Here is a 24,812-nt window from a genome sequence, read left to right on the forward strand (position 1 = left end):
TAAGCACGCCGCCAGCGTTCGTCCTGAGCCAGGATCAAACTCTCCAACAATGAATGAGTTGAAGAACCAAAATCCCAGCAAAAATACCTAAACCAAAAAGGCCAGGCACAAGCTCACTAGCATTTTATCGGCACACTGTTGAGTTCTCAAACAACACACGTTCATCCGTCACATGCTGCGAGTGCAACATGGTCTGAAAGACGCCAGTTGGTTTACCGCTAGTTTTACTGCTTAGGTTAGCAGAAGCGCCAATCCCTACTTGGGGGACCTTAGACGGTCCCGCTTGGGAGGCTTACCGCTTCTTGCTAGTGCCGCTACATGCTATCTGGTCCGTCTCGCGGTGTCAACCCGCCTGGCCCAGCTGCATCCAGCCACTGAAGTGTATCAGGGGCCGAGTTTCGCGTCGGAGGGGGGTCAGGCTTGCTAGTTCCTGTCCGGTCCGCCGCTCTGTGCGACGAGGAGAAAGTTATCCGTCGGCGCATGCACAAGTCAAATCGCCTGGTCAGAGGCTTGCGGCTAGAGCAGCGGAAGCAAAGTCCGCAGCTCATAGGGGGTGACCGACCGACGATAGGCGTCCCACTCGTTGCGCTTGTTCCGAAGAAAAAAATCAAAGACGTGTTCGCCGAGGGTTTCGGCCACCAACTCGGACCCCTCCATGGCCGCGAGGGCCTCCCCCAGGTTCTGCGGGAGGTTCGCGTAGCCGGCGGCGCGGCGCTCGGCGTCGGTCAGCGACCACACGTCGTCCTCGGCGGCGAGCGGCAGCTCGTAGCCCTCCTCCACACCCTTCAGCCCGGCCGCGAGGATCACCGCGTAGGCCAGGTAGGGGTTGCAGGCCGAGTCGAGGCTCCGGATCTCCACCCGTCGCGACGACGCCTTCCCCACGGAGTACATCGGCACTCTGACCAGGGCAGACCTGTTCGCGTGGCCCCAGCACACCGTCGTGGGCGCCTCACCACCGACGATCAGGCGCTTGTAGGAGTTGACCCACTGGTTCGTGACCGCCGAGATCTCCCGCGCGTGCTTGAGCAGCCCCGCGACGAACGCCTTCCCGGTCTTCGAGAGCTCGTAGGGGTCCTCGCTGTCGTAGAAGGCGTTCTGGTCGCCCTCGAACAGGCTCACGTGGGTGTGCATGCCCGAGCCGGGTTGGTCGGTGAACGGCTTCGGCATGAACGAGGCGCGGACCCCCTGCGTGATGGCCACTTCCTTGACCACGTAACGGAAAGTCATCACGTTGTCGGCCATGGTCAGCGCGTCCGCATACCGCAGGTCGATCTCCTGCTGACCGGGTGCCCCCTCGTGGTGGGAGAACTCGACTGAGATACCCATCGCCTCGAGGGTCTCGATCGCGTGACGCCTGAAATGGGTCGCGGTCTCGTGACTCGCCTGGTCGAAGTAGCCCCCGTTGTCGGCGGGCGTCGGCTCTCGTCCGTCGTCCGGCACCGAGCTGAACAGGAAGAACTCGATCTCGGGATGCACGTAGCAGGTGAACCCGGACTCGCTGGCCTTTGCGAGAGTTCGTCGCAGCACGTGACGAGGATCTGCCCAGGAGGGTGACCCGTCGGGCATGGCGATGTCGCAGAACATGCGCGCGGCGTAGTGATGCCCCTCGCGGTCCTCCCACGGCAGGACCTGGAAGGTCGCCGGGTCGGGGCGCGCGACCATGTCCGACTCGTACACCCGTGCGAAGCCCTCGATGGCCGAACCGTCGAAACCGATGCCCTCCGCGAAGGCACCCTCCAGCTCCGCAGGGGCCACCGCGACCGACTTCAGGAAGCCGAGCACGTCGGTGAACCACAGGCGCACGAAGCGGATGTCGCGCTCCTCGAGGGTGCGCAGGACGAACTCTTGCTGACGGTCCATGCGGGCAGCCTAGGTAGATCGTGTTAACTGCGTGTTTCGAGTTGACCAGGTTCCCGAATCGGGCGAACGGCGAGCGACAGCAGCGCGGCGACAACGCACAGGCCACCGGCCAGGAACCAGGCCATGTCGTAGCTGCCCTGTGTGTCGCGGATCGCGCCGGCGCCCAGTGCCGCGAGCGCCGCGCCGACCTGGTGGGAGGCGAAGACCCAGCCGAACACCACCGGCCCTGACGTGCCGAAACGGTTGCGACAGAGCGCGACGGTGGGTGGCACGGTCGCGATCCAGTCGAGGCCGTAGAAGATGATGAACACCCACATGGGTGGTTCTGTGTCCGGCGCGAACAGGTACGGCAGGACCATCAGCGAGACGCCGCGGAGCGTGTAGTAGGCGCCGAGGAGTAGTCGCGGGTCCACCCGGTCGGTGAGCCAGCCGGAGAAGATGGTTCCGGCCACGTCGAAGAGGCCGACCAGGGCGAGCAGGGACGCCGCGGTCGTGTGTGGCATGCCGTGGTCGTGTGCCGCGCTGACGAAGTGGGTTCCGACCAGGCCGTTCGTGGACATGCCGCAGATGGCGAAGCCGCAGGCGAGAAGCCAGAACGTCCTGGTGCGGGCGGCGTCGGTGAGCGTCCGGAAGGCACGAGCGGCGCTGCTGCCGGTGACCGGTCTGGTCGATGTCATCTGGTCGGCGGTCGCCCCGTAGGCGGTGGTCCCGACGTCGCCCGGGTGGTCGCGGAGCAGGGTGACGACAAGCGGGACGACGGCGAGCGCGGCCACCGCGACGACGATGGCCGGGGTGCGCCAGCCGTGTGCGGTGGCGAGCGCGGCGACCAGGGGCAGGAAGACCAGCTGCCCGGTGGCGCCCGCCGCGGTGAGGATGCCGCTGACCAGGCCCCGGTGCCGGACGAACCAGCGCCCGGTGACCGTGGCGACGAACGCCATCGACATGGAGCCGGTGCCGACGCCGACGAGGACACCCCAGCAGAGCAGGAGCTGCCAGCTGGCGTTCATGAAGACGGTGAGGCCGCTGCCCGCGGCGACCAGGACCAGGGCGCCCGAGACGACGCGCCGCATGCCGAGTGTGTCCATGAGCGCGGCGGCGAACGGCGAGATCACGCCGAAGAGCACGAGGTTGATCGAGACCGCGGCGGAGATCGTGGCCCGTGACCAGCCGAACTCGTCGTGCAGCGGGTCGATGAGCACGCTCGGCACCGCGCGGAAGCCCGCCGCGCCGATGAGCGTGATGAACGCGGTGCCCGCGACCAGCCAGGCCCAGTGGAAGCGGGTTCGTGGCGCTACCTGTGTCACGTGTGAAGCCTGCGTGATCCGCTCCCTCAGAACGAGTGGCCGGATCGCCAATATCTGAAAGAATCTGGCCATGGCACATCGCGTGGTCGTCCTCGCCCTGGACATGGTCGTGGGCTACGACATGACCATCCCGCCGCAGATCCTCCGCGAGGCCACGGGCAAGGACGGTGAACCCCTGTACGACGTGCGTATCTGCGGGCTCGACCGGTCACCCGTTCGAGTGGGTTCGGGGTTCTCGATGGTGCCTGACCACGACGCTTCGATACTGGCCGAGGCCGACACGGTGATCGTCCCCGGCACGCGGGTGGCAGGGCCGCGCCTGCACGGCGTCCTGCCCCGCGAGATCGGCGAGGCCCTCGCCACGGTGCCGTCTCACGCGCGGGTCATGTCGATCTGCACCGGTGCGTTCGTGCTCGGCGCGGCCGGGATCCTCGACGGGCGGCCCGCGACGACGCACTGGGCGCACGCGGACGAGTTCCGCGCGCTGTACCCGAACGTGTTGCTCAACGAGAACGTGCTGTTCGTGGACGACGGCGACGTGCTGACCTCGGCGGGCCTGGGAGCCGGCGTGGACCTGTGCCTGCACCTGGTCCGCCGCGACCATGGCACGGAGGTCGCCAACCGGGCGGCGCGGTACTGCGTGGTGCCACCCTGGCGGGAGGGCGGGCAGTCGCAGTACATCGACAGGCACGTGCCGGAGCCCGGGAGCGAGGGCACCGCGCCGACCAGGGCGTGGGCGCTGCGTCGGCTGCACATGCCGCTCGACCTCGCGATGATGGCCGAGCACGCGCGGATGAGCGTGCGGACCTTCTCGCGGCGGTTTCGCGCGGAGACCGGGATGTCGCCGGGCAACTGGCTCACGAGGCAGCGGGTCGAGCACGCACGCCACCTGCTGGAGACGTCCGACCTGCCGGTCGAGGTGGTGGCCGAGCGGGCGGGGCTGGGCACCGGCGCGTCGCTGCGGCAGCACATGCGTGCCGCGCTCGGTGTCTCGCCGCTGGCTTACCGGAAAACGTTTCGGCACAGCTGAACATCTCTCAGCCGGCCAGCCCTAGGATTTCCGCATGATGCGCCGGATCCTGTTCGTCACGCTCGCGCTCACGACGGCTTTTGCCTCGGCCTGCTCCTCATCGGAGGAGACGCCGGCAGGCGGGGGGTCGTCGCTCCCGGACGGGGCCGGGCTGCTGAAGGACGCCGCGGCGTCGACGGCGGACATCAGGTCCGCGCACTTCACGTTGACCGTGAACGGCGAGCTGCCCGAGATTCCGGTGAAGAAGGCCGAGGGCGACCTGACCCGTGAGGGCGGGGACGGCGGCGGGGCCAAGGGCACCGTGTCGATGAAGCTTCTGGGTGACCTCTTCGAGGGTGACTTCGTGCTGGTCGGCAACTCGCTGTACATCAAGGGCCCGACCGGTGGGTGGCAGGAGCTGCCCGCGTCGATGGTGCGCAGCCTGTACGACCCGGCCGCCATCCTCGACCCGGATCGTGGGGTCGCGAAGGTGCTCGCCAGTGTCCGGGACCCGAAGACCGAGGGCACCGAGGACGTCGACGGGGTGTCGACCTACCGGGTGACCGGGCGGGTCGAACAGGACGTGGTCAAGAACCTCGTTCCCGGCGTCGGCTCGGACGTCGACATCACGTTCTGGGTCAGGCAGGACGGCGGCCACCAGCCGGTGAAGGCCAGCGTGAAGCTCGGCGAGCCGACCGTGGACGTCACGCTCAGTGACATCGACAAGCAGGTCACGATCACGGCACCGAAGTGACGGTCGCCGAAGGGGTGCACGAGCGGCGCCGCGCGGTCGCCATCGGTGCTGGTGGACTCGCCGTGCTGTTGGGCGCGCTCGACACGTACGTCGTGGTCAGCGTGCTGCGCCAGATCATCGACGACATGCAGATCCCGCTGAACCGGCTCGAACGGGTGACCCCGATCGTGACCGGGTACCTGCTGGGGTACGTGGCCGCGATGCCGGTGCTCGCGCAGGCGTCGGACCGGTTCGGGCGCAAGACCCTGCTGCAGGTGTGCCTGGCCGGTTTCGTGGTCGGGTCGGTGGTGACGGCCGTTGCGGGGACACCCGATGTGCTTGTCACCGGTCGAGTGATCCAGGGCGTGGCCAGTGGCGCGCTGTTACCGGTGACGATGGCGTTGGCGGCGGACCTGTGGGCCGCACGCGGGCGCTCGGCCGTGCTGGGCGCGGTCGGTGCGGCACAGGAGCTGGGCAGTGTGCTCGGGCCGGTGTACGGGATCGTGCTGGCGGCGTTGCTCGGGTGGCGCGGGGTGTTCTGGGTGAACGTGCCGCTGGCGGTCGCCGCGATGGTGGCGGTGCAGTTCACGGTGCCGCGCTCCACCCGTGTGGGGGACCGCGTTCGGGTGGATGTCGTTGGGGCCGTGTTGCTTGCCGTGGTGCTCGGGTTGTTGGTGGTGGGGCTCTACAACCCTGATCCACGCAACCAGGTGCTGCCGTCGTGGGGGCCACTGCTGCTGGGTATCGCCGGGGTGGCGTTCCTGGCGTTCCTCGCGTGGGAGTGGCGGGCGCGGACACGGTTGATCGACACGCGCGGGGTGCGGCTGGGGCCGTTCCTGGCAGCGCTCGGCGCGAGTCTCGCGGCAGGTGCCGCGTTGATGGTGACGCTGGTCAACGTGGACTTGTTCGGGCAGACGCTGCTCGGCCGCGACGACAACGGCAGCGTGCTGCTGTTGGTGCGGTTCCTGGTGGCGCTGCCGGTCGGCGCGTTGCTCGGCGGGTGGCTCGCGGGGCGGTTCGGGGACCGGTTGCCCGCGTGTGCCGGGTTGGTGGTGGCGGCTTTCGGGTTCTATCTCGTCTCGGGGTGGCCGCTGGACGTGCTGTCGGCGCCGCACTCGCTGGGGTTCGTGTCGTTGCCACGGCTCGACACCGATCTGGTGATCACTGGACTGGGGCTCGGCGTGGTGATCGCGCCACTCTCCGCAGCAGCGTTGCGGGTGGTGCCGTCGGTGCAGCACGGGGTGGCGGCGGCCGGGGTGGTCGTGGCGCGGATGACGGGGATGCTGGTCGGGGTCGCGGCGTTGGCGGCGTTGGGGCTGCACCGTTTCCACTCGCTGACGGCGACGCTGGACACGCCGCTGCCGTTCGGTAAGTCCGAGGCGCAGTTCGACCGGGAGATGGCGACCTACCGGGCGGCCGTGAACGACGCGCTGCTGACGCAGTACAGCGAGACGTTCCTGATCACGGCGGTGGTGTGCGTGGTGGGGGCGGCGCTGGCGTTGCTGATCGGCGGACGACGGGCGGCGGCTGCCGCTTCGGGACCGGTTTCGGCGCCCGGCATGGGTTCGGCGCCGGGTTCGGGCTCCACACCGGCCTCGGCGCCGACACCGAGTTCGGACGCGACACCGAGTTCGGACGCGGAGCGGACCTCGGATTCCGAGCCGACCTCGGATTCAGAGCCGACCTCGGACTCGGAGCCGGGTTGGGACTCGGAGCCGGGTCTGGACTCGACGTCAGGTTCCGACTCAGCGTCAGGTTTGGACACAGCGCCACGTCCAGGCTCTGCATCGGCTTCGGGCTCGGCATCGACTGCGGGCCCGACGCGAGGTTCGGATTTGGCACCGGGCTGAGGTCCGACACCAGCTTCAGGCCCGAGCATCAAGTTCCGATTGGACCTCGGGGTCGGGCTCAGCCTCGGTCTTGGTCCGAGGCCAGGTTCAACTGCGGACCGGCTTCGGCATCGGGGATGGGCTCGGCGCCGAGGTTCGGCTCAACACCAGCTTCGGATTCGGCACCGAGTTCGGGCCCGGCATTGACCTTAGGTGTGGCGCCCGATTCGGGCGCCACACCGGCTAAGTACCCGACGCCAGGTCCGGATTCGACACCGACCGCAGGCCCGCAACCGATTTCAGGCCCGACACCAAGTTCGGCCCCCACGCCGGTTCCGGGTCTGCACCCGAGTACAAGCTCGGCACCCAGTTCGGATTCGGCACCAGGTTCAGACCCGACCCCGGGTTCAGGTTCTTCGCGGGTCGAGGTTCGACGCCAGATTCACAGCCCGCCGCCAGGTCCAGGTTCAGGTCCCGACACCAAGTCCAGACTCAACAGCAGGTTCTGGCCCTGCCTCCCGGTCCAGGTTCGACACCGGGTTCAGGGCCACCGCAATGTCGAGACTCGACACAGAGTCAGGCCGCCGCCAGGTTCAGCCTCGACACATCGGGGTCAGACTCGACAGCGGATGGGGGACTTGGCACCAGATGGGTGCTCGACGGCGGATTCAGCGCCGACGTCAAGGTCAGGCTCGGCCTCAGTGTCGTGCTCGGCATCTGCGTCGTGCTCGACGCCAAGTTCGGCCGGCGGGTCCCAACGAGGGCCGATGCGGCGAGCTGAGGCGACCCTTCCGCGCTGCGGGCGCCCTCCGGCCCCCGGAATCCAGCCTAGACGTGGGCACCGACAAAACACCGTCGAATGCGTCGCGTGAGTGGACCGTTCGCTCGGGTTCACGGCTTGCAGCGGGTGCCCTCCTTCGGCAGCTGCAGGTCGGTCAGGTACTTCACGCCTGCTTCGTCCACGCACTTGTTGCCCTGGAGGAACGCCGTGTGCTGGGTCGCCTCGTAGGTCAGCAGGCCGCCGCCGAGACCCTTGGCCAGGGCGACGCCTGCCTCGTACGGGGTGGCCGGATCATTGGTCGTCGAGACCACCAGGACCTTCGGCAGGCCCGGGACGTTCGGTACGTGGGGCTCGCTCGTGTTGGGGACCGGCCAGTACGCGCAGGCGTCCAGGACGCCTACCGGCGGGTTGCCGTCGTCCAGGAACGGGGCCGCGGCCTTGTACTGGCGGGCCACCTCCAGTGCCTCGTTCGGGTCGGTGATGCGGGGGTCGTCCACACAGCGGACGGCGGTGAACACGTCCTGTGTCGTCGAGTACTCGCCGTCGCTGTCGCGTTCCATGTACAGGTCCGCCAGCTGCATCAACGTGTCGCCGTCGTTCTGCTTCAGTCCGGTGAGGCCCGAGTTCAGGCGGTCCCACAGCTGCTCGGAGTACAGGGCCTGCACCACCCCGGTCGTGGCGTCCTCGTATGACAGCCTTCGACCGTCGCTCACCTGGACCGGGTTCTTGGCCAGCGGGCGCACCAGGTCCTGGAACGCCTTCAGTGCCCCGTTCTGGTCCTTCCCCAGCGCACAGTCGTCCTGCTTGACACACCACGCCACGAAGTCGTCGAACGCCTTCTGGAAGCCGGCACCCTGGGCGACCACCTCGTCCACCGGGCTCTGCGACGGGTCCAGCGCACCGTCCAGGACCAGCGCGCGCACGTTGTTCGGGAACGTCTCCGCGTAGGTGCTGCCGATCCTGGTGCCGTACGAGTACCCGAGGTACGTCAGCTTCTCGTCACCCAGAGCCGAGCGCAGGATGTCCAGGTCCTTCGCGACGTCCCTGGTGCCGATGTTGGCCAGCATCCCGGGACCGAACTTCGTGTTCTCCTCGCATTCCTGGCCGAAGCTCTTCGCCTCGTCCTCCTGTTTCCGCACGCCCGCGGGTGTGACGTCCAGTTCGGCGTCGTCCGCGCGTTCGGCGTCCATCTCCTGGTCTGTCAGGCACTCGACGTTCGGCTCGCTCGAGCCGACGCCTCGGGGGTCGAAGCCGACGAAGTCGAAGCGGTCTGCGAGCGTGTCGTTGGCGTCCGCGAGGGCCGCCGCCGTCGACAGGCCCGCCGCGCCGGGGCCGCCGGGGTTGATGACGAGCGAACCGATCCGCTCACTCGACTTCCGTGCGGGCCGCCGCAGCACGCCGAGCTTGACGGTGTCGCCGTCGGGCTTGGCGTAGTCGAGCGGCACGGTCAGGTGCGTGCACTGCAGGTCCTTGCTCCGCATGGCCTGCCTGTCGTAGTCGGTCTTGGCGTAGCCGTCGCAGCTGTCCCAGGTCAGGCCCTGTGAGTAGAACTTCTCCAGGCCCTGGGGCACCGGGCCCTTCGGTGCGTTGGTCACGGTGATGGGCAGCTTCGCTCCCGGCTCACCGTCGACGGAGGTCGTGCACGCCCCCGCGACGAATACGAGCAGGATGGAGGCGGTCACCATGGCGCGCCGGCGTGTCGTCACGCCCCAGATCCTGCCAGCCGGAACTCATGTGGTGGCGTGGACCGTTACCGTGCAGGGCACAACCGCGTATAGGCGAGCGAGGAGGTGAGCGTCGGTGGCGGCGTTCATGCGGCGCGTGAAGGCCGGCTTCAGCCGGTTCCTGGACCGGCCAGCCACCGTCGACATCTCACGCTACGAGGAGCTGCTGACCTCGATCGAGTGGCGCGAGAAAAAGGTCGGCGAGCTCTCCGACGACGAGCTGACCTCGGCGGCCACGGAGCTGCGTCGCGAGGCCGACGAGCCGGGTTTCGACGACAAGGCGCTGATCGAGCTGTGCGCGCTCGGCCGCGAGGCCGCCAAGCGGGCGCTCGACGAGCGGCCCTACGACGTCCAGCTGCTCGGCACGATGGAGCTGCTCGAGGGCCACGTCGTCCAGATGGCCACCGGTGAGGGCAAGACGCTCGCGGGCGCGCTCGCGGCGGCCGGCTACGCGCTGCAGGGCCACGCCGTGCACGTCATGTCGGTCAACGACTACCTCGCCCAGCGCGACGCCGAGTGGATGGGCCCGATCTACGCGATGCTCGGCGTGAGCGTCGGGTGGGTCAGCCAGACCTCGACCCAGGAGGAGCGGCGCGCGGCCTACGCGGCCGACGTCACCTACGGGTCGGTCAGCGAGATCGGCTTCGACGTCCTGCGTGACCGGCTCTGCACCTCGGTCGACGACATGGTCGGGCGCCCGCCGGACGTCGTGATCGTCGACGAGGCCGACTCCGTGCTGATCGACGAGGCCAAGGTGCCGCTCGTGCTGGCCGGCTCGTCCGACGAGGGCCAGTCCGACCCCGAGGTCGCCAAGGTCGTCCGCGCGCTCAAGCCGGGTCAGCACTACGAGAAGGACGAGGACGGCCGCAACGCGTGGCTCACCACGCGGGGCGCGAAGGTCGTCGAGAAGGCTCTCGGCGGTGTCGACCTGTACTCCGGCGAGCACAGCGACCGCCTAGCCGCGGTCAACGCCGCGCTGCACGCACACGCGCTGCTGGAGCGGGACGTCGACTACATCGTCCGCGACGGCAAGGTCCACCTGATCAACAGCTCCCGCGGCCGGATCGCGCTGCGCCAGCGCTGGCCTGACGGGTTGCAGGCGGCGGTCGAGGCCAAGGAGCGGCTGCGGCCGACCGAGAGCGGCGAGGTGCTCGACTCGATCAGCGTCCAGGGCCTGATCAGCCGGTACGTGACGGTGTGCGGCATGACCGGCACCGCGGTCGCGGTGTCCGAGCAGCTGCGTGAGTTCTACGAGCTGCGTGTCGCCGTGATCCCGCCGAACACGCCGTGTGTGCGTGAGGACGAGCCGGACCGCATGTACGACACGGTCGAGAACAAGGAGGCCGCGATCGTCAGGGAGATCGCGGAGGTCCACAAGGACGGCAGGCCGATCCTGATCGGCACGCGTGACGTCGCGGAGTCCGAGCGGTTGGCGAAGATGCTCGCCGACGCCGAGGTCGAGTGCGTCGTGCTGAACGCGAAGAACGACGCGCAGGAGGCCGCGATCGTGGCCGAGGCAGGCGCGTACCAGGCGGTCACCGTGTCCACGCAGATGGCGGGCCGGGGCACCGACATCCGCCTCGGCGGTCGCGCGAGCGGTGACGCCGAGGCCCACGACAAGGTCGCCGACCTCGGTGGACTCCTCGTGATCGGCACCGGGCGGTACCCGTCGAGCAGGCTCGACGACCAGCTGCGCGGCCGGTCCGGCCGGCAGGGCGACCCCGGCGGGTCGATCATGTTCGCGAGCCTGAACGACGACCAGGTCATCCAGTACGCGCCGGACGCGACCGCGGGTGCGGAACCGGACGAGGAAGACGACCTCGGGCGGCTGCTCGACCCGACGTCCAAGCGGTTCATCGACCACGCGCAGAAGGTGTCCGAGGGCGTCCAGTTGGAGATCCACCGCAACACCTGGCGGTACACACGGCTCATCGAGCACCAGCGCAAGGTGCTGCTGGAGTACCGCGACGAGCTGCTGACCACCGACCTCGCGGCCACGACCCTCGCGTCGCAGGCCGAGGAGCGGTGGAAGGAGCTGACCGAGGACATCGAGGACGAGAAGGTCCTCGATGACGCCGCGCGGCAGATCATGCTCTACCACCTCGACCAGCGGTGGACCGAGCACCTGGCCTTCCTCGCGGACGTGCGGGAGACGATCCACCTGCGGGCGCTCGCCAAGGAGACGCCGATCGACGAGTTCCACCGGACCGCGATCCCCGAGTTCCGCAAGATCCAGGACGAGATCACCGACCGGGCCGTCGAGACGCTCAAGACGGTCGGGTTCGGGCCGGACGGCGTGGACCTCGTGTCCGACGGGCTGCGGCGGCCGTCCGCGACGTGGACGTACATGATCCACGACAACCCGTTCGACACCGACGCCGAGCAGGCACTGCAGCGGGTCCGCGCGATGATCAAGAAGGTGCGAGGCGGGTCACGCCGGTGACTTTTCGCCTGTTGGGCGAAAACGTGTCAGGATGGTGGCATGCCACAGCTACGCATCGCGCTCGCGCAGGTCAACGCCACGGTCGGTGACCTGGACGGCAACTCGGATCTGGTCGCGTCGTGGACGGAGCGTGCCCACGAGCAGGGTGCTCACCTGGTCGTGTTCCCCGAGATGGTGCTGACCGGCTACCCGGTGGAGGACCTGGCGCTGCGGGAGTCGTTCGCGTCGGCGTCGCGCACCGCGCTGTCCACGCTGGCCGCGCGGTTGGCCGAGGAGGGCCACGGGTCGGTGGCGGCCGTGGTCAGCTACCTGGACCTGGACGAGGTCGGGCCGCGTGACGCGGTGGCGGTGCTGTACGAGGGGCGGATCGCCGCGACGCAGTTCAAGCACCACCTGCCGAACTACGGCGTGTTCGACGAGCGGCGGCTGTTCAAGCCGGGCCGGACGCTCGACATCGTGCGACTGCACGGGCTCGAGGTCGGCATGGTGATCTGCGAGGACATCTGGCAGGAGGGCGGCCCGATCTCGGCGCTGGGCGCGGCCGGGGTGGACCTGGTGGTGTCGCCGAACGCGTCGCCCTACGAGCGGGACAAGGACGGCACGCGGCTCCCCCTCGTGGCTCGGCGGGCCGCCGAGGCCGGGGCGCCGCTCGTGTACGTGAACATGGTCGGCGGCCAGGACGACCTCGTGTTCGACGGCGACTCGATGGCGGTGTCCCCGTCGGGTGACGTCCTGACACGGCTGCCGCAGTTCGTCGAGCACCTGACGGTGATGGATCTCGACCTTCCGGGTGGTGCCGCCACCACCTCGGGTGACGTGTCGGGCTTCGCCGTGCGGCGCGTGACGTTGTCGTCCCCGCCACTCGCGGCCTACCAGCCGCTGGCGGCGCCCGAGTCGGACGAGCCGCTGCCGGAGCTGGCGGAGATGTGGGCCGCGCTGGAGCTCGGCCTGCGGGACTACGTGCGCAAGAACGGGTTCACGTCGGTCGTGCTCGGGTTGTCGGGCGGGATCGACTCGGCGGTGTGCGCGGCGCTGGCCGTGGACGCACTTGGCGCGGAGAACGTGCACGGCGTGTCGATGCCGTCGGTGTACTCGTCGGACCACTCGAGGTCGGACGCCGAGGACCTGGCCGGCCGCACCGGCCTGCACTACCAGGTGCAGGCGATCGAGGACATGGTCGCGGTGTTCGTGTCGCAGCTGGAGCTGACGGGCCTCGCCGAGGAGAACGTCCAGGCCCGCTGCCGGGGCGTCACCCTGATGGGGCTGTCGAACCAGCACGGCCACCTGGTGCTCGCGACCGGCAACAAGACCGAGCTGGCCGTCGGCTACTCGACGATCTACGGCGACGCGGTCGGCGGGTTCGCGCCGATCAAGGACGTGCCGAAGACGCTGGTCTGGGAGCTGGCGCGGTGGCGCGACGAGGTCGCGGCCGAGCGTGGGCAGACCCCGCCGATCCCGCCGAACTCGATCACCAAGCCGCCGTCGGCCGAGCTGCGGCCCGGCCAGATGGACTCGGACTCGCTGCCGGACTACGAGCTGCTGGACCGGGTGCTCGACGACTACATCGAGGGCGACCGCGGCTACGGGGACCTGATCGCGGCGGGCTTCGCACCGGAGCTGATCGACAGGGTGCTCCGCATGGTCGACCGCGCCGAGTACAAGCGCCGCCAGTACCCGCCGGGCACGAAGATCACCTTCAAGGCCTTCGGCCGCGACCGCCGTCTCCCGATGACCAACGCCTGGCGCGAGGGCAAGTAGTCCCATGACCAGGCCTGGTGTCCTGGTCGCATGCGCGTGTGAAGCTCGTCGCAGGGGTGTCTCACGTCGTCGTGTTGGTGCGACATTGGAGTCGTAAGCCATCCACGAACACCCGGGGACCCACACGATCGTGGGCTTCGAGGGAAGGACGGTCGACAATGACGTCAGCATCGAACCCCGAGGTGGCCGCGCCCTACGGCACGGGTGCCGCCTCAGGCGACAAGAAGCCCGCGAAACGCGTGCGCATCCACCACCTCCGGGAGCTCAAGCAGCGGGGTGAGGCATGGCCGATGCTCACCGCCTACGACATGTACACCGCCGAGCTGTTCGACGAGGCCGGCATCCCGGTCCTGCTGGTCGGCGACTCCGCCGCCAACAACGTCTACGGCTACGACACGTCACTGCCGATCACGGTCGACGAGATGATCCCACTCGTACGAAGTGTCACTCGGTCGGTGAAGCGGGCACTGGTCGTGGCCGACCTGCCGTTCGGCTCCTACCAGCTGTCACCCGAACAGGCCCTGGCCACGGCCGTGCGGATGATGAAGGAAGGCCGCGCCCACGCGGTGAAGCTCGAGGGCGGCGCCGCGTTCGCGCCGCACGTCAAGGCCATCACCACAGCGGGCGTGCCCGTCATGGGCCACATCGGGTTCACCCCGCAGAGTGAGCACAACCTCGGTGGTTACCGCGTGCAGGGTCGTGGCGAGGCGGCGGACGTCCTGCTCGAGGACGCCCTCGCACTCCAGGCCGCCGGGGCGTTCTCGGTCGTCATGGAGATGGTGCCCGCCGAGGCCGCGAAGCGGGTCACCCACGAGCTGGAGATCCCGACGGTCGGCATCGGCGCCGGTCCGGACTGCGACGCCCAGGTGCTGGTCTGGCAGGACATGATGGGCCTGCGGCGCGGCAAGGCGCCCCGGTTCGTCAAGCGTTACGCCGACCTGGCCGGGGTGATGAAGGGCGCGGTGGAGCAGTTCGCGTCCGAGGTGCGGGAGCGCGAGTTCCCGGCGCCGGAGCACGTCTTCCACTGAGTCGGTTCTCCGCCCGCGGCAGCTCTCGAGCCGCGGGCGGAAACTTTTTCGGGGAGAGTGTCGATCCGGGGCGGGCACGTTCGACGCGTGGGCAGAACCGCACTTCGAACGGAGACTCTCGGATGAGCACCATCGCGATCAACATGTTCGTGTCCCTCGACGGCGTGGCGCAGGCGCCAGGCGGCCCGAAGGAGGATGTGGACGGCGACTTCGGGCACGGCGGCTGGACGGTGCCGTACTTCACCGAGCAGGTCGGCGACATCGTCGGCCCGTGGCACGCCAGTGCGGGTGCGCTGCTGCTCGGCCGCAGGACCTACGACATCTTCGCCGCGTACTGGCCGCACGTACCCGACGGCCACGAGGAGGCGCCCATGGCGAAGATCCTCAACAACGTGCCCAAGTACGTGGCCTCCCGGTCGAAGCCCTCGCTGACGTGGGAGAACTCGTCGCTGCTCGACGGCGACGTGCCTGCGGCGGTGGCCGAGCTGAAGCGGCAGGACCTCGGCGAGGTGGTGGTCGTCGGCAGCCTCGACCTCGCGCAGACGCTGATCGCCAACGACCTGGTCGACGAGTACCGGCTCACCGTGTTCCCCGTCGTGCTGGGCACCGGCAAGCGGCTGTTCGGCGACGGTGCCGTGCCGAGCGGGCTGGAGCTCGTGTCGGCGCGGACCACCGACTCCGGTGTCGTGGGCTGCGTGTACCGGCCCGTCGGCAAGCCCGGCTACGGGTCCTTCGAGCTCTGACGAGCCGTCGCAGGCAGCGGAGGCCGACGACCTGCCGCCCCGCGAGTCAGCCTCGGCCGTGCGGGGTGTGCCAGCGGGACAGGTCCGGGCCCTTCGGGACGATGCGGGTCGGGTTGATCGCGTCGTGGGTGTAGTAGTAGTGCCGTTTGATGTGGTCGAAGTCGACGGTGTCGCCGAAGCCCGGGGTCTGGAACAGGTCTCGGGCGTACGCCCACAGCACCGGCATCTCCGCCAGCTTCTCGCGGTTGCACTTGAAGTGGCCGTGGTACACGGCGTCGAAGCGGACCAGGGTCGTGAACAGGCGGATGTCCGCCTCGGTGATCTTGTCCCCCACCAGGTACCGCTGGTTCGAAAGCCTCGCCGACAGGCGGTCCAGCTCGGCGAACAGGGCGTCGTACGCGTCCTCGTACGCCTCCTGGCTGCTCGCGAACCCGCATCGGTACACGCCGTTGTTCACGTTCTGGAAGATCGGCTCGATCACCTCGTCGATCTCCTGCCGCAGCGCCTCCGGGTACAGGTCCGGGGCACCCGGCCGGTGGAACTCCCGCCACTCGGTCGACAGGTCCAGCGTGATCTGGGGATAGTCGTTGGTCACCACGTTGCCCGACTCGACGTCCACGATCGACGGGACCGTCACGCGGCCCTCGAACGTCGGGTCGGCCCGCAGGTACGCCTCGGACAGGTACTCGATGTCCAGCACGGGATCGCGGTCGTTCTCGTCCAGGGTGAAGCGCCAGCCCTTCTCGTCGCGGACGGGGTCGACCACGGCCAGGGAGATGGCGTCCTCCAGGCCGAGCAGGCCGCGCACGATCACCGCCCGGTGCGCCCACGGGCACGCCAGGCTCACCACCAGGCGGTACTTCCCCGGCGCCGCCTGCCAGCCGGACGAGCCGTCCGCGGTGATCCGGTCGGTGAACCGGTTGGCTTGGCGGACGAACTCGCCGCGCTTGGACGTTTCCTTGCCGAACTGCACGGTTGCCATGCCATCGAATCTAGGCTCCCCGCATGCGCCACTTCTACCCGGCGCTCGACGCGTACGCCGAGGGCATGCTCGACGTGGGCGACGGGCACCGCGTCTACTGGGAGGTCAGCGGCAACCCTGACGGGAAGCCGGTCGTGTTCCTGCACGGCGGCCCCGGTGCGGGCACCACTCCCCTGCACCGCCGGTTCTTCGATCCCGCCGCCTACCGGATCGTGCTGTTCGACCAGCGGGGCTGTGGCCGCAGCACACCGCACGTCGCCACCCGGGACCCGGACGGCCACAACACCACCTGGCACCTCGTCGCCGACATGGAAGCGCTGCGGGAGCACCTCGGCATCGAGCGGTGGCAGGTGTTCGGCGGCTCCTGGGGCGCGACCCTCGGACTCGCCTACGCGCAGACCCACCCCGAACGGGTGGCCGAGATCATCCTGCGTGGCGTGTTCCTGCTGCGCCGGTCCGAACTGGACTGGCTCTACCGCGGTGGCGCCGGGGCGTTGTTCCCCGCCGAGTGGGAGAGGTTCTCGGCGCTGGTCACGGACGGCGACGTGCTCGACGGGTACCGACGTCTACTGGGTGACCCTGCCCGTGCCGCCGAGGCCGCTGCCGTGTGGAGCGAATGGGAGGGCGCGGTCGTCGCGGTCGACCCCACGCCCGGCCTCGTCGCGGCGTACGGCGAGCCGAGGTTCGCGGTCGCGTTCGCCAAGCTCGCGCTGCACTACTTCACCAACGGCGGCTGGCTCGACGACGGGCAGCTCATCCGCGACGCGGGCAAGCTCGCCGGCATCCCCGGCCGGATCGTGCAGGGACGCTACGACGTCGTCAGCCCGCCGGTCACCGCGTGGGAGCTGCACCGCGCCTGGCCGGACTCGACGCTGAGCATCCTCCCGCGCGCCGGGCACGCGGTCACCGACTACGGCGTGCTCGACGCCCTGATCGCCGCTACCGACGAGTTCCGGCCCTGAGCGCGGCCGTCAGCGAGGTGTGGGCCTCGACGAGCGACGGACCGCACCAGGTCAGGAACCTGCCGTTGACCAGCGCGTACGGCAGGCCGGGGAAGGACTCCGGGCCGTCGTCGGCGGTGAACTCGTACGGCTCGTCCGGCAGCACGACCAGGTCGGCGCCCGGCACGTTCGGGTCCTTGGGGCGGGGATAGCGGTCCTCGTCGTCGGCGTACGCGTTGGCCACGCCCAGGCGGTGCAGCACGTCACCCGCGAAGGTGTCCCGGCCGACGACCACCCACGGGCGCCGCCACACCGGGACGACCGCCGTCGCCCAGACGGGTACCGCCGTGCGCCACAGGTCCTCGGCGTCCACCAGCCACGGTGGCTCCTCCAGCCCGAGGCCCTGGGTGAGCAGGCGACGAACCGAGCCGAGACCCTCCGGAACCGTCGGCGCCGCGACGGTCACCCACACGGGGATGCCGTCGGCGCGGATCCTGGCCACGTCCTCCGGGCGGTTCTCCTCCGCGTTGGCCACCACGAGGTCCGGGCGGAGCTCCAGGACGGCGTCCACGTTCGGATATTTCGAGCCACCCACGCGGGGCGCGGTCAACTCGGGCGGGTGCGTGCAGTAGTCGGTGGCGCCCGCGACCAGGCCCGGCTCGCTGGCCTCGATCGCGTCGGTCAGGGACGGGACCAGGCTCACCACGCGACGCGGGCTCCCTGGCAGCGTGACGGGTTCGCCCAGGTCATCGACCAGCATGCCGTGCCTCCTCGGCCAGGACGTCCGCGTGGCAGGCCGCCGGCGCGCACCAGCAGCCCAGTGCCCGGCCCGCCAGCTCCTCCGGGATGCGCGCCAGCAGCTTCGGCCGCTCCAGCAGCCACTCCCGGTACCGCGCCACCATGCGAGCGCGGTCCGTGCTCGCCTGGTTCACGAACGGGTTCGCGAAGTCCGACTCCGGCCAGCGGTGGCGCGGACCGGCATGCCCCACGTACGTGAGCAGGCCCTCCCCTACCAGCCACGGCGCCAACCGCTTGTGCGGGCCCGCCTTGCGGACGTTCACCACCACCGTCTCGCCGGACAGCACGGCGATCGCGACCTCCCGCTCGGCCGCGGTCCACCTCTCGGCCCCCGGTGGCAGCGCGATCATCAGATGTCCGTGACGCGGATCCCGGCGTGTGCCTTGTAGCGCCGGTTGATCGCGATCAGGTTCGCGGTGAACGCCTCGACCTGGAAGGCGTTGCGCAACCGTCCGCCGTACACGCCACGCATGCCCGGCACGGCGTCGGCCAGCGCACGCACGACGTCCGTCGCCTCGCGGTCGTCGCCGAGCACGAGCACGTCCGTGTTCAGCTCCTCGATCGACAGGTCGGCGAGGTGGACGGCCGACACGTGGTGGAACGCGGCCGTCACGCGGGACTCCGGGAGCAGCTTCTCGGCCTCCTGCGCGGCACTCCCCGCCTCGACACGCAGCGCGAACGGGCCCTGCTTGTCGAAGCCGAGCGGGTTCACGCAGTCGATGACGATCTTGCCCGCCAGCTCGGCACGCAGTGATGTCAGCAGGTCGTCGTGGCCCTCCCAGGGCACGGCGACGAGCACGATGTCCGCCGCGGCGGCCGTGCCCCTGTTGTCCGTGCCGGTCACGCCCTCACCCAGCTCGGCGGCCGCGGCCTCGGCGCGCTCGGTACTGCGCGAGCCGACGATCACCTTGATGCCGGCCTTCGCCCACCGCAGCGCCATGCCCTTGCCCTGCGGCCCGGTGCCCCCGAGCACCCCAACGGTCAGGCCAGTCACGTCGGTCAACGTTCCTCCTCGGATCCATCCACGCGCTCGAAGACCACCTTGCGAGCGTCCGCGTCCGCCTGAGTCAAACGCACGCGGACGGTCTCGCCTTCCGGAAGGTTGCCATCGGCACACTTCGCGATCACCGGAGGATGGGTCACGAACACGTCCGAGGAGCCGCCCTCGGACCGCAGGACGATCGCGTCGAACTCCTGGCCGATGCGGCCCGCCAGCACCCACGCCTCGGTCTGGTCGAGGCACGCCTTGTCGACGCGGGCGGCGAGCGTGTCGGAACCCGCCATCAGGGTGGGCAGCTCGGGCAGGGCGGATCTCACCCATTCGGGTACCGGCCGGTCCGCGGCGACGGCGAGGCAGATCTCGGCGCCGAACCGGTCGACCAGCCTGCGCAGTGGCGCGGTGACGTGCGCGTACGGGGCCGCGATGCCCGCGTGGGTGGTCAGCCGGGGCGCGGCGCCGTCGAACACCGTGTAACCGGCGCCACGCAGGAGGCGGGTGGCGTCCATAAAGAGCGCGAGTGCCTCGGGCCGGTCGGGGTCGAGGCCGGCGAGGAGCTTCGCGGCGTCCATGGCCCGCGGCCAGGTGATGCCCAGCGAGCGGGCGGAGCGGCGCAGCCACTTGACGGCGCCGTTCTCCGGGTCGGGCAGCGTGCGGAGGATGCCGACGCCCGCGTCGAGCATGAGCTTCGCGGCGGCCATGCCGGTGAGCAGGGAGATCTCGGCGTTCCAGGCGTCGACCTCGGTGCGGGGGCGCAGTACGAGGCGCCAGCCGTCGCCGTTGGCCTCGACGTCCTGGTCCGGGAGCTGGAGCTCGACGGCGCCGCGTTCCAGGGCGCGCTCGCGGCGGAGACGGCCGATCGCGGGCAGCTCCTGGATCGCCGGGTGTGCGGTCCTGTCGGCGAACGACCGCTGGACGGTGTCGTAGTCGAGGCGGGCCTGGGAACGGACGAACGCGCGGCGGACGTCGGCGTGTTCGAGGAGGCCGTCGCTGTCGCAGTCGAGGGTCCAGAGGGCGGCGGGGGTGACCTGTCCGGGCAGGAGGCTGGCCGCGCCCTCGCTCAGGACCCCGGGGTGGAGCGGGACGTTGCCGTCCGGGAGGTAGATCGTCTGGCCGCGGCGACGGACCTCGCGGTCGAGCGCGCCGCCCGGCGTGACGAACGCGCCGAGGTCGGCGATCGCGTAGTGCACGCGGAACCCGGCGCCGACGCGTTCGACCGCCATGGCCTGGTCGAGGTCCCTCGACCCCGGCGGGTCGATGGTGACGAGGGGCAGGTCGGTCGCGTCGTCGCGCCCGGTATCCCGCCACGCACCCGCGGCACGATCGGCCTCGGCGAGCACGTCCTCGGGGAAGTCGGTCGGCAGCGCGAACTCTTCCCGGACCCGCGCAAAGCCGATCCGGTCGCCTTTCGCGCGCACGACCACGCGGGGGACTCTAACCCCCTAGTCTTCTTCCCACTTCTTGTCGGCCTTGTCCCAGGCCTCGGTGCGTGCCTTCGCGATGTCCAGCGCCCGCCCCGCAGTCTCCTTGTCCGGGTAGGGACCGAGCCGGTCGCCCGCCGGGCACACCGAACCGTGCTCGACCGTGTTGTGCTTGGTGCAGAAGTACCAACCGGGGTCCGGGTTGTTGTCGACCATGAACTGAGCCTAAGGCCGGAGAGCCCTCCGCGGTCAACGACCGCTCAGGACCAGGGCGCCACCTGCTGCGCAGGGAAGCCGCGGGGCGGGGTGTCCTGGGTGGCGTTGCGGTAGTCGCCCGGGATGGGGTCCATCACCGACACCAGGACCTCGGTCTCCTCGGGGTTCTCGATCCGCCGACCACTGCGTTCGCGGTAGACCAGCTCGCCGTCGACGTCGATCTCCACCAGGTAGCCGACCTCGGCCAGCTGTTCCTCGTCCAGGTTCACCAGGCGTTCCCGCCGCGACGGGACCACCCGGTACTCGGGCCAGTTCAGGTGGGCGTAGGCCTGGTGAAACTCCTGCAGGACCTGGTGCAGTGCGTTCTGCCACGGCAGCGGCATGGTCTCCACCAGGGACTTCGGCAGCACCACGTACTGATCGGAGGTGCCCGGATGGGGTGCGCGAAGGTAGTCCGGCAAAGGAGACCGCATCTGTTCTGGGTACATGGTCATCGCGCCCCTCACGTCTCACACGCCAGGCCGCACGGCCTGGCCCATCAACTCCGCCTCGCCCCAACGAACCGAGCGGATGTGCACTGGCACGCCGGTCTGCTGGGCCTCCACGATCTTGCCGTCACCGAGATACATCGCAACGTGGTGGATGGTGTCCGGATCGCTCCTGTCGTAGCCCCAGAACAGCAGGTCACCCGGCTGGGCCTGTTCCACCGGCAACATCGCGCCCGCCCGGTACTGCTGGCGGGAAACCCTCGGAAGAGTGATGCCCGCGGCCCGGTAGGCCTGGAGCATCAGGCTGGAACAGTCGAACGAGCCCTGCTGGTCGGTCCGCGCACCCCACACGTACGGCTTGCCCTGCTGGCCGAGCGCCCACTGGATGGCGTTGCGGGACTGCTCGGTCGGCGCGGGGACGAACAGTCCGGTGCCCTGGCCGCAGCCCGTCGGGTCCGGTACCAGGCCCACGTTGCCGATCAGGTGGGCCGCCATCGACTCCCACTTGTGGTAGCGGTCGGGGAACCCCGACCGCTCCACGTCCTGCGCCGACTCGCCAGGGCGCTGCTGCTCCCAGCCGGGCACCTTGCCGAGCACGTCGTAGAACTTGTTGATCGAGTAGTGCGGGTCGACGACCTGCGCGGGCGTGCCCCAGCCCATGGAGGGGCGCATCTGGAACATGCCGAGCGAGTCGCGGTCGCCGTAGTTCAGGTTGCGCAGGCCCGACTCGGTCATGCCCGCCTGTATCGCGACCTGCCACGCGAGCGGCGGCAGCTGGCGGTCCTTGCCGATGGAGATGATCAGCGCGACGTTCTTGCGCTGGTCCTCGTTCAGCTTCGCCGCGTCCCCCGCGCCGCTGCCCGCCGGACCGGCGGTGATCGGGCCGAGCGCCGCGTTGCAGTTCAGGCCGGCGCTCATGGCCCTGGCCTGGTCGGCCGCCTGGTCCTGCGACACGACCTGGGTGACCGCGCTGACGCCCGCGACGGCCACGGTGGCAACGACCACCAGCCCCCCGACGACGAGCGCGCTCTTCATCGGTCCACCTGCTCGTAGTAGGTGACCCGCCAGCCGTCCGGGGTGTGGATCACCGTGACGAGCAGGGTGCCGTCATCGGTCGGGAGCTTCACCTTGACCGAGCTGGTGAACGACTCGACCGTCTCCGGCTCGCCCGTGACCTTGGTGGCGCCGATGTTGCCCGGCTCCACCGTGGACATCTCGGTGAGCTGCTCCTCGGTCGTGAACGGCCGCAGCGTGTCGAGCCACTGCTCGTTCGTGACACCTTCCGGGTGGTTGACCCAGGCGCGGGCCCACGAGTCGGCGACATCCAGTGCCTCCGGCGCTGGTGCCGCGGACTCCGGCGTGTCGGTCAGCGTGGTGATCCTGGTCGGGAGGCTGCTGGTGGCCCCTGCCGTGCCGGGGAGGTCCGTGCCGCTGCCAGGGGTGGTCGGCGCGGCCGTCGTGCTGCTGCCGGACGGGCCGGCGGCGGTGCCACTCGCCTTGTCGTTCGAGCCGGTCAGCTGCGGGATGATGATGCCTGCCGCGAGCACCACGACGGCGACCACGAACACCACGATCGCGAGGTGGCGGGGCGAGCGCATGGGCCAGCCCCACAGTCGCCGGTACACCGCGGCACGCCCGCGGTTGGTGCGGATCGGCATGTCATCTCACCACCGCGTCGGTCTCGCGGGGCCCGTCACGCAACGGCATCCGGCGCGGCGCCGGTTCCCGTACCTCGAGCCCGCGCGAGGGCCGGTAGACCACGTGCACCGGCCGCCCGGCGACCATCTCGACGTCCGCCGGACGCGGTGACGGCCGCTGGGCCTGCGGCTGGGGGTCGTAGCGGCCCTCGTTGCGACGGGTCGTGACCTGCGACGGGACGACCATCGCGTCCTCGCCGAACTCGCCGTGCACCGGGTTGGTGTCGACGATCCGGCTGCGTGCCGGGATGACGCCGCTCGGGTCGTTGCGCCCGCCCGGGCTCCTCGGCATGAGCGCGGGCGCACGTTCGCCGTCGCTCGACGGCAGCCCGTACGTACCGGTCCCGATGGAGGTCCGCCGCGTGTCGAGCCGCTCGGCGGTCGCCATGACCGGACCGGTGGCCTCCGGCCTCGGCCTCCGCCCGCCACGCGTGGTGGCGACGGTGTCGCCGGCGAGTTTCTCGTCCTGGAGGTTGTCCCAGAACTCGTCCTGCGGGCCGCGCTGGTCGGGGCCCTTGCGCTTGCGGAAGCGGGAGAAGATGCCGCCACCACCGGTCGGCACCGAGGCACCGGCCGCGCCGACGGACAGCTCGACCATCTGCCACATGCGCTTCATCGGCCTGCCGACCAGCAGGAACACGAGCGTCACGATGCCGGCGAGCAGCATCTGGGTGAGCATCGACAGCTGCACGTCCGGGCCGAAGATCAGCTGAAGGAACTTGAAGTGGATACCGGCCAGCATGGCCAGGATCAGCACGTTCAGCACGACGGCGCCGACCGCTCGGCCGACCTTGCGGAGGATGTCGTGGTGGACGAGCGCCACGAGGCCGATGACCGGGGCCGCCAGTGTGAAGATCCGCAGCAGCAGTTGCGCGAGCAGCACGGCCAGCTTCGCCAGGAACTGGAACAGCGAGTAGACCAGCGACTGGAAGAACGCCAGGAAGCCCGCGCCGGTCCGACTGCCCTCGGTACCCGCGAAGTACCCCTGCGCGGAGCCGAGCTGGTTGTAGATCTTCTGGTACTCGCTCTGCTTCGCGGCTTCCGCCTGGTCGTTCGCGTCGTTGCCCGAGACCAGGTCGTCACGGGTCCACGCCTGCGCGGCCAGGAGGTCGCGACCGTACTGCAGTGCCTTGGGGTCATCCGGTTTGCCGAACTCGCCGCGCAGCCAGTTCTCGTACACCACACGCGTGTGCAGCTCGTTCGGCAGGACATGCTGCTGCACGTCGTCGCGGTTGGGGTCCTCGAAGCCGTTCTGGATCCCCGTCGTCGTGTCGATGATCAGCTTGTCGATGAAGTCGTAGTTGTTGACGAGTACCAGGGTCGAGGCGGCCAACCACATGCCACCGAGCGCGTAGAGCCCCCTGCGGGATACCGCGGCCAGGTCGCCCTTCCAGATCTGACGGAACATCAGGACAGCCAGGATCAGCATGAAGATGCTGAACAGCTGCATGTAGATGTTGTCGAAGATCGCCTTAGCCGCCGCGCCGATCTGCTGGTTCAGCCCACCGAGCACGCCGCCGTTGTAGAGCGTGTAGTGCAGCGAGTTGGTCGCACCGACGATGTTCTTGCCGAGGTTGAACAGCTCACTGCCCGCCCAGGTGTCAATCGTGACGCTTGGGTCGCTGATCGAGAGGGGCTGGTTGCAATTGGGGTCGTAGACGTGCCAGACCATGCCCGCGTACCCGTAGTCGCGGTACGGGCTGTTGGGGTGCTTGTCGTCGGTGTACGGGACCCCGCTGTCCTTGCCACCTCGTAAGCCGTTGCCCTGCGGTGGGTCGATGGCGCCGACCATGCCCGAGCCGGGTCGCTCCGGGAACGGCGCGCAGCTCTGTTCCTGCTGCTGCGCGGCCATGGCCGGGGAGCCGACCATCGCCTGCATGCCTAGGAGGGCCGCGACGATCGTCAGAGAGGCAACCCGACCTCTGTGACGGGTCGGGTTGGTCGAGGAGCGTCTTTTCCGCCGCCATGCCATGAAGAACAACACGGCGGCGATCACCACCAGGGTCGTCATGCTGCGCCGCCTTCGCCGGCCCCGTCCGAGCTACGGGGTAGTCGAAAAC

Annotated in this window: 22 protein-coding genes; 9 read left to right on the forward strand and 13 right to left on the reverse strand. The window is 69.5% G+C overall.

Going from position 1 to position 24,812, the window contains the following annotated elements; all coding sequences use genetic code 11:
• Positions 1–516: 516 nt before the first annotated feature.
• A complete protein-coding gene (locus CLV71_RS44460; protein WP_133909007.1) occupies positions 517–1,860 on the reverse strand; it encodes a glutamine synthetase family protein in 1,344 nt (447 codons plus the stop codon).
• 23 nt (positions 1,861–1,883) lie between these two features.
• Entirely contained in the window at positions 1,884–3,164 is a 1,281-nt protein-coding gene (locus CLV71_RS44465) for an MFS transporter (protein WP_243867410.1), read from the reverse strand.
• Between the two features lie 70 nt (positions 3,165–3,234).
• Between CLV71_RS44465 and CLV71_RS44470 the strand changes: the two genes are divergently transcribed.
• From CLV71_RS44470 to CLV71_RS50335, 4 genes are all read left to right on the forward strand, one after another.
• Positions 3,235–4,194, forward strand: a complete 960-nt coding sequence (locus tag CLV71_RS44470; protein WP_133909009.1) for a GlxA family transcriptional regulator — start codon at positions 3,235–3,237, stop codon at positions 4,192–4,194.
• 34 nt (positions 4,195–4,228) lie between these two features.
• Positions 4,229–4,927 (forward strand): LppX_LprAFG lipoprotein, encoded by a 699-nt coding sequence (locus CLV71_RS44475; RefSeq protein ID WP_133909010.1) that lies wholly within the window; start codon positions 4,229–4,231, stop codon positions 4,925–4,927.
• Entirely contained in the window at positions 4,924–6,756 is a 1,833-nt protein-coding gene (locus CLV71_RS44480) for an MFS transporter (protein ID WP_279588804.1), read from the forward strand. The genes CLV71_RS44475 and CLV71_RS44480 overlap by 4 nt, the downstream gene beginning before the upstream one ends.
• Before the next feature lie 631 nt (positions 6,757–7,387).
• The gene (locus CLV71_RS50335) at positions 7,388–7,516 is read left to right on the forward strand and encodes a hypothetical protein (RefSeq protein WP_279588805.1); all 129 of its coding nucleotides are present in this window, start codon (positions 7,388–7,390) and stop codon (positions 7,514–7,516) included.
• 110 nt (positions 7,517–7,626) lie between these two features.
• On the opposite strand, the gene CLV71_RS44485 is transcribed toward CLV71_RS50335, so the two are convergent.
• Positions 7,627–9,201, reverse strand: coding sequence for an alpha/beta hydrolase (locus tag CLV71_RS44485; RefSeq protein ID WP_133909076.1), 1,575 nt, complete (start codon positions 9,199–9,201; stop codon positions 7,627–7,629).
• 127 nt (positions 9,202–9,328) lie between these two features.
• Between CLV71_RS44485 and secA2 the strand changes: the two genes are divergently transcribed.
• The 4 genes from secA2 (at position 9,329) to CLV71_RS44505 (ending at position 15,212) form a co-directional block, all read left to right on the forward strand.
• Positions 9,329–11,683, forward strand: coding sequence for an accessory Sec system translocase SecA2 (secA2, locus tag CLV71_RS44490; protein WP_133909077.1), 2,355 nt, complete (start codon positions 9,329–9,331; stop codon positions 11,681–11,683).
• A 39-nt stretch (positions 11,684–11,722) separates the two neighbouring features.
• Entirely contained in the window at positions 11,723–13,441 is a 1,719-nt protein-coding gene (locus tag CLV71_RS44495) for an NAD+ synthase (protein WP_133909011.1), read from the forward strand.
• Positions 13,442–13,599: 158 nt separating this feature from the next.
• The gene (panB, locus tag CLV71_RS44500; RefSeq protein WP_133909012.1) at positions 13,600–14,469 is read left to right on the forward strand and encodes a 3-methyl-2-oxobutanoate hydroxymethyltransferase; all 870 of its coding nucleotides are present in this window, start codon (positions 13,600–13,602) and stop codon (positions 14,467–14,469) included.
• Between the two features lie 122 nt (positions 14,470–14,591).
• Positions 14,592–15,212: a dihydrofolate reductase family protein gene (locus tag CLV71_RS44505; RefSeq protein WP_133909013.1), complete on the forward strand. Its 621-nt coding sequence runs from the start codon at positions 14,592–14,594 to the stop codon at positions 15,210–15,212.
• A 46-nt stretch (positions 15,213–15,258) separates the two neighbouring features.
• Here CLV71_RS44505 and CLV71_RS44510 read toward each other — a convergent pair whose 3' ends face one another.
• The gene (locus CLV71_RS44510; protein ID WP_133909014.1) at positions 15,259–16,194 is read right to left on the reverse strand and encodes a glutathione S-transferase family protein; all 936 of its coding nucleotides are present in this window, start codon (positions 16,192–16,194) and stop codon (positions 15,259–15,261) included.
• A gap of 23 nt (positions 16,195–16,217) precedes the next feature.
• Between CLV71_RS44510 and pip the strand changes: the two genes are divergently transcribed.
• The gene (gene pip, locus CLV71_RS44515; RefSeq protein ID WP_133909015.1) at positions 16,218–17,156 is read left to right on the forward strand and encodes a prolyl aminopeptidase; all 939 of its coding nucleotides are present in this window, start codon (positions 16,218–16,220) and stop codon (positions 17,154–17,156) included.
• Here pip and CLV71_RS44520 read toward each other — a convergent pair.
• Genes CLV71_RS44520 through CLV71_RS44560 form a run of 9 tightly spaced genes read right to left on the reverse strand, consistent with a single transcriptional unit; the run spans position 17,134 to position 24,763 of the window.
• A complete protein-coding gene (locus CLV71_RS44520; protein ID WP_133909016.1) occupies positions 17,134–17,895 on the reverse strand; it encodes a helical backbone metal receptor in 762 nt (253 codons plus the stop codon). The genes pip and CLV71_RS44520 overlap by 23 nt on opposite strands.
• Entirely contained in the window at positions 17,882–18,283 is a 402-nt protein-coding gene (locus CLV71_RS44525; protein ID WP_133909017.1) for a DUF4326 domain-containing protein, read from the reverse strand. Before CLV71_RS44525 ends, CLV71_RS44520 begins: the two co-directional genes overlap by 14 nt.
• Positions 18,283–18,936: an NADPH-dependent F420 reductase gene (gene npdG / locus CLV71_RS44530; RefSeq protein ID WP_133909018.1), complete on the reverse strand. Its 654-nt coding sequence runs from the start codon at positions 18,934–18,936 to the stop codon at positions 18,283–18,285. The genes CLV71_RS44525 and npdG overlap by 1 nt, the downstream gene beginning before the upstream one ends.
• A complete protein-coding gene (locus CLV71_RS44535; protein WP_243867411.1) occupies positions 18,933–20,354 on the reverse strand; it encodes an RNB domain-containing ribonuclease in 1,422 nt (473 codons plus the stop codon). Before CLV71_RS44535 ends, npdG begins: the two co-directional genes overlap by 4 nt.
• Before the next feature lie 18 nt (positions 20,355–20,372).
• Positions 20,373–20,567 carry a hypothetical protein gene (locus CLV71_RS44540; RefSeq protein WP_133909019.1) on the reverse strand — a complete coding sequence of 65 codons (195 nt, stop codon included), beginning with the start codon at positions 20,565–20,567 and terminating at the stop codon, positions 20,373–20,375.
• 44 nt (positions 20,568–20,611) lie between these two features.
• Positions 20,612–21,040, reverse strand: a complete 429-nt coding sequence (locus CLV71_RS44545; protein WP_243867413.1) for a hypothetical protein — start codon at positions 21,038–21,040, stop codon at positions 20,612–20,614.
• Between the two features lie 36 nt (positions 21,041–21,076).
• Positions 21,077–22,090 (reverse strand): C40 family peptidase, encoded by a 1,014-nt coding sequence (locus tag CLV71_RS44550; protein ID WP_133909021.1) that lies wholly within the window; start codon positions 22,088–22,090, stop codon positions 21,077–21,079.
• Complete coding sequence (locus CLV71_RS44555; RefSeq protein WP_133909022.1) at positions 22,087–22,713, reverse strand: hypothetical protein; 627 nt, start codon at positions 22,711–22,713, stop codon at positions 22,087–22,089. Before CLV71_RS44555 ends, CLV71_RS44550 begins: the two co-directional genes overlap by 4 nt.
• Position 22,714: 1 nt before the next feature.
• Complete coding sequence (locus CLV71_RS44560; protein ID WP_208298046.1) at positions 22,715–24,763, reverse strand: magnesium transporter; 2,049 nt, start codon at positions 24,761–24,763, stop codon at positions 22,715–22,717.
• Positions 24,764–24,812: the final 49 nt, after the last annotated feature.

It is taken from the genome of Actinophytocola oryzae, assembly GCF_004364325.1.
Classification (GTDB): domain Bacteria; phylum Actinomycetota; class Actinomycetes; order Mycobacteriales; family Pseudonocardiaceae; genus Actinophytocola; species Actinophytocola oryzae.

Excerpts from the sequence above, each read along its gene's own strand:
- CLV71_RS44540 (WP_133909019.1), bottom strand. The coding sequence starts at position 20,567 with ATGGTCGACAACAACCCGGACCCCGGTTGGTACTTCTGCACCAAGCAC.
- CLV71_RS44550 (WP_133909021.1), bottom strand. The coding sequence starts at position 22,090 with ATGAAGAGCGCGCTCGTCGTCGGGGGGCTGGTGGTCGTTGCCACCGTG.
- CLV71_RS44525 (WP_133909017.1), bottom strand. The coding sequence starts at position 18,283 with ATGATCGCGCTGCCACCGGGGGCCGAGAGGTGGACCGCGGCCGAGCGG.
- CLV71_RS44520 (WP_133909016.1), bottom strand. The coding sequence starts at position 17,895 with ATGCTGGTCGATGACCTGGGCGAACCCGTCACGCTGCCAGGGAGCCCG.
- panB (WP_133909012.1), top strand. The coding sequence starts at position 13,600 with ATGACGTCAGCATCGAACCCCGAGGTGGCCGCGCCCTACGGCACGGGT.
- CLV71_RS44460 (WP_133909007.1), bottom strand. The coding sequence starts at position 1,860 with ATGGACCGTCAGCAAGAGTTCGTCCTGCGCACCCTCGAGGAGCGCGAC.
- CLV71_RS44505 (WP_133909013.1), top strand. The coding sequence starts at position 14,592 with ATGAGCACCATCGCGATCAACATGTTCGTGTCCCTCGACGGCGTGGCG.
- CLV71_RS44485 (WP_133909076.1), bottom strand. The coding sequence starts at position 9,201 with ATGGTGACCGCCTCCATCCTGCTCGTATTCGTCGCGGGGGCGTGCACG.
- CLV71_RS44555 (WP_133909022.1), bottom strand. The coding sequence starts at position 22,713 with ATGCCGATCCGCACCAACCGCGGGCGTGCCGCGGTGTACCGGCGACTG.
- CLV71_RS44545 (WP_243867413.1), bottom strand. The coding sequence starts at position 21,040 with ATGCGGTCTCCTTTGCCGGACTACCTTCGCGCACCCCATCCGGGCACC.
- CLV71_RS44560 (WP_208298046.1), bottom strand. The coding sequence starts at position 24,763 with ATGACGACCCTGGTGGTGATCGCCGCCGTGTTGTTCTTCATGGCATGG.
- CLV71_RS44510 (WP_133909014.1), bottom strand. The coding sequence starts at position 16,194 with ATGGCAACCGTGCAGTTCGGCAAGGAAACGTCCAAGCGCGGCGAGTTC.
- secA2 (WP_133909077.1), top strand. The coding sequence starts at position 9,329 with ATGCGGCGCGTGAAGGCCGGCTTCAGCCGGTTCCTGGACCGGCCAGCC.
- pip (WP_133909015.1), top strand. The coding sequence starts at position 16,218 with ATGCGCCACTTCTACCCGGCGCTCGACGCGTACGCCGAGGGCATGCTC.
- CLV71_RS44470 (WP_133909009.1), top strand. The coding sequence starts at position 3,235 with ATGGCACATCGCGTGGTCGTCCTCGCCCTGGACATGGTCGTGGGCTAC.
- CLV71_RS44475 (WP_133909010.1), top strand. The coding sequence starts at position 4,229 with ATGATGCGCCGGATCCTGTTCGTCACGCTCGCGCTCACGACGGCTTTT.
- CLV71_RS44495 (WP_133909011.1), top strand. The coding sequence starts at position 11,723 with ATGCCACAGCTACGCATCGCGCTCGCGCAGGTCAACGCCACGGTCGGT.